General features: G+C 65.2%; 1 protein-coding gene and 3 pseudogenes. All 4 read left to right on the top strand.

What is annotated here, in order from left to right; genetic code table 11:
• Window positions 1-152 precede the first annotated feature (152 nt).
• Window positions 153-2,275, top strand: a pseudogene (locus tag JCM25156_RS23280) (TonB-dependent receptor).
• A gap of 167 nt (window positions 2,276-2,442) precedes the next feature.
• Window positions 2,443-3,228, top strand: coding sequence for an MlaE family ABC transporter permease (locus JCM25156_RS09985; protein WP_025812966.1), 786 nt, complete (start codon window positions 2,443-2,445; stop codon window positions 3,226-3,228).
• Window positions 3,225-4,017 (top strand): annotated as a pseudogene (locus JCM25156_RS23275) (ABC transporter ATP-binding protein). Before JCM25156_RS09985 ends, JCM25156_RS23275 begins: the two are co-directional and overlap by 4 nt.
• A 56-nt stretch (window positions 4,018-4,073) precedes the next feature.
• Window positions 4,074-4,236, top strand: a pseudogene (locus JCM25156_RS28845) (DNA repair protein RadA); the annotation flags it as partial.

Raw genomic sequence — 4,236 nt, 5'->3', positions numbered from 1 at the left:
CCAGCACCGCTGGGGCTGCCGCCCTCGCACGGGCCACCTTCCATTTCCTGAACCCATGAGCTGCCGCATGCCCGCACGGGCGTGCGCATTCCGGTTTCCTGTTCAGGACATGAAAAGTGACATCGAAAAAAAGAACAGCCACGCTGCTTGCCGTGGCTGCTGGCGGCGGCCTGCTGGCTACCGGCCTGTGCCATGACGTGGCCCATGCCGAAACCACCGTAACCCTGCCCGGCCTGTCCATTGACGACTCGGCGGAAGACACCCCGATGGGCGAACGCCCGCTTTCCGCCAGTTCGCCCTCGCAGGCGGAGAGTACGGCCGCGCGCCTAAGCAGCCCCGACGCCGTCAGCCTGTTTCGCAACCAGCCCGGCGTCAGCGCCTATTCGGCGGGGGGGCTTGCGGCACTCCCGGCCCTGAACGGCATGGCGGATGACCGGGTGGCCACCGTGGTTGATGGCGTGCGCATCGCCTCGGGCTGCCCCAACCACATGAATCCGGCGCTGTCCTTCATCGACACGGACAGCGTGGAGACCGCGACCGCCATTGCCGGGATCACACCCGTCAGCATGGGCGGTGACAGCACCGGCGGCACCATCGACGTGGAACGCCGCGACCCGCAATTCGCCAAGCATGGCAAGATACTGGTCACCGGCCATGTCACCGGCACCTATCGCAGCAACGGGGGCGGCTACGGCGCTTCGGGCAGTCTGACGGTGGCGAACGACACCTTCAGCCTGCGCTACAACGCCGCCTACAGCCAGGCGGGGGACTATAATGGCGGGGGTGACGCCGGGATCGTGCGCTCGACTGGCTACCTGACCTACAACCACGACGTGACCTTTGGCGTGCATAAGGGCAACCACCTGTTCGCCCTGACCTTCGGCCAGCAGGACACCCCGCATGAGGGATTCGCCAACCAGTACATGGACATGACCAACAACCGCTCCACATTCGTGAACGGCAAGTATGTCGGCACGTTCGACTGGGGCCAGCTTGAAGCGCGCGGCTACTGGCAGCGCGAGGATCATGCCATGGACTTCCTGCCCGACCGCCAGAAGACCACCCACATGCCCATGAACACCAATGCCCGCATGGCGGGCTACAGCGTAAAGGCCACCATCGCGCTGGCGAAAAGACACACCCTGCGGCTGGGCAGTTCGTTCGACCATTCCGGCCTGAACGACTGGTGGCCCCCCGTGGCCGGGAGCATGATGATGGGGCCGGACACCTATCACAGCATCAATGACGGCCATCGTGACCGGCTGGGTCACTTCGTGGAATGGGAAGCGGCATGGACCCCGCGCGTTTCCACGCTGCTGGGCTTTCGCAACGATCTGGTCATGATGAACACCGGCCCCGTGGCCCCCTATTCCACCATGCCGTCCATGATGAACAACACGAACATCAATGCCGCCAATGCGTTCAACGCGCTGGACCGGGGGCGGACGGATGTGAACTTTGACGTCACGGCCCTTGTGCGCTGGAAACCGCGGCGTGACCTGTCGATCGAGGGCGGGTACGCCCGCAAGACACGCTCCCCCAACCTGTACGAACGCTACGCCTGGGGCCAGTCCGCCATGGTCAGCAGCATGATCAACTGGTTTGGCGACGGGAACGGCTATGTCGGCAACCCCGACCTCAAGCCCGAGGTCGCGAACACCGCCTCCATCACCGCCGACTGGCACGACCCCGATGGCGACCGCTGGGATCTGAAAATCCAGCCCTACTATACCTATACCCATCATTACGTGAACGCGCAGCGCCTCGCCCCCGCCGCCAACGGCTTCTATACGCTGGGCTTCGTCAATCACAACGCCCAGAGCTACGGCATCAACGCATCGGGCAATTACCGCCTGTGGCGGAGCACGCGCTTCGGGCGGGGCGAGATCGTGACCAACATCAACTGGGTGCGCGGGCAGGATCTGACCAATGGCGCGGGGCTGTACCACCAGATGCCCACCAACGGTAACGTGGCGCTGCACGAACAGTGGAAAAACTGGACCGGCCGGGTGGAAATGACCTTCGTCAAGGCCAAGGACACGGTGGACTGGGTGCGCAGCGAACCGCGCACCCCCGGCTATGCCCTGTTGGGGCTGGGCGGGCAGTATACCTGGCGCTACATGACGCTGGACGCCAGCATAGACAATGTGTTGAACCAGAAATACGAACTGCCGCTTGGCGGCTGGTCGCTGGCGGATTCATCCGCCACGGGGGTGCTGCGCGCCTGCCGGGCATGGGGCGGTCGTTCAATGTCAGCCTGACCGCCCGCTTCTGAACCCCGTCGCGGCGCGCAAGAAGGAATTTCCCCTTGCGGGCAGGGCGGAAGCCCATGGCCCGCATGCGCTTTCGCTTTGACGTGGGAGACGCCGCGCGCTACGGCAGGACTATGTTGGCCGAACCTGTCGCCCGGTGCGGTTATCACCCTCATGCGCGGGAGGCGTTGTGAACGGCGTTCTGGATTTTGTAGCCGGACTGGGCAGGACCGTTCTGGATATTGTCCGCACCGCCGGACGGGTTGCGCTATTTGCCGCCGTCGCCCTGTCGCACATGGTCCGCCCGCCCTTTTACTGGCGCACGCTATGGGGAACGCTGGTGGAGATCGGGTTTTTCTCCCTGCCGGTCGTGGCCCTGACCGCCCTGTTCTCCGGTGGCGTGATCGCGTTGCAGTCCTATACCGGGTTCGCCCAGTACCATGCGCAGAACGCCATTGCCGGTATCGTCATCCTCGCGGTCACGCGTGAACTCGGCCCGGTTCTGGCCGGGCTCATGGTCGCGGGCCGGGTGGGGGCCGCGATGTCGGCCGAGATCGGGACCATGCGCGTCACCGACCAGATCGACGCGCTGAGCACGCTGTCCACCAACCCCATCAAGTACCTGGTCACGCCCCGGCTCGTGGCGGGCACGCTGGCGCTGCCGTTCCTGGTGCTGGTGGCCGACATACTGGGGGTTCTGGGCGGGTTCACCGTGTGCGTGATGAAGCTGGATTTCTCGGCTTCGGCCTATATCGCGGCCACCATCGCCTCGCTCAAGGTCATGGATGTGACCGTGGGGCTGGTGAAGGCCGCGATCTTCGGGTTCCTGATCGCGCTCATGGGCTGTTACCATGGCTATCACAGCCGTGGCGGGGCCGAAGGCGTGGGGGCCGCGACGACGGCGGCGGTGGTCGCCGCCTCCATCCTGCTGCTCACCTTCGATTACCTCCTGACGGATGTGTTCTTTTCCCAATGACCGAAGCGACCCCCAAGATCCGCATTCGCGGCCTGAAAAAGGCGTTTGGCCCCAAGGTTGTGCTTGACGGGGTGGACCTTGATGTCATGGGCGGCACGTCGTTCGTGGTCATTGGCGGGTCAGGCACGGGCAAGTCGGTGCTGCTGCGCTGCATACTGGGGCTGATCACGCCCGATGCCGGCTCCATCGAAATAGATGGCGTGGACGTGACCACGCTATCGCCCCGCCAGCGCGAACCCTACATGGCGCGCATCGGCATGCTGTTCCAGAACGGCGCGCTGTTCGACAGCCTGAGCGTGTGGGAAAACGTGACCTTCGGCCTGATGGCGGCCGCCCGGATCGGCCGTGGGCCGCGCATTACCCGCGCACAGGCGCGCGCGCGCGCGGCACGCTGCTGGAACAGGTGGGCATGGACCCGGCGGTGGGCGCGCTTTCCCCTTCCGAACTCTCGGGCGGCATGCAGAAGCGCGTGGGGCTGGCGCGCGCCATCGCGGCCCAGCCTGAAATCCTGTTCTTTGATGAACCGACCACGGGTCTCGACCCGATCATGGGGGCTGTGATCGACGGCTGATTGCCGATTGCGTGCGCAGGCTCGGCTCCACCGCCATCGCCATCACGCATGACATGGCCTCCGCCCAGCGGATCGGGGATCGGGTCGGCATGCTGTATCAGGGCAGGCTGATCTGGCAGGGCACGCCCTCCACCCTGTTTGACAGCGGCAACCCCGTGGTGGACCAGTTCACCCATGGCCGCCGGGAAGGGCCGATCAAGGTTGACGTGCCCACCTGATTCCGGCGGCCCGCCACCCCATATATATCCGGTCTGTTCTTGCGCAAGGAGCCATCATGGCGCGTCGGCCCGCTAACCGTTTTGTCTGCCAGTCCTGTGGGGCGGTCTTTCCCAAGTGGTCGGGCCGGTGCGACGCCTGTGGCGCGTGGAACAGCATCGTGGAGGAAACGGTCGAACCCACCGCGACCGGCGGCACCAACGCACGCAGGCGCACCGGCG

The organism is Komagataeibacter kakiaceti JCM 25156 (assembly GCF_000613305.1).
Note: the sequence above shows the minus strand (reverse complement) of the source record. Positions and strands in the feature narration are given on the sequence as shown.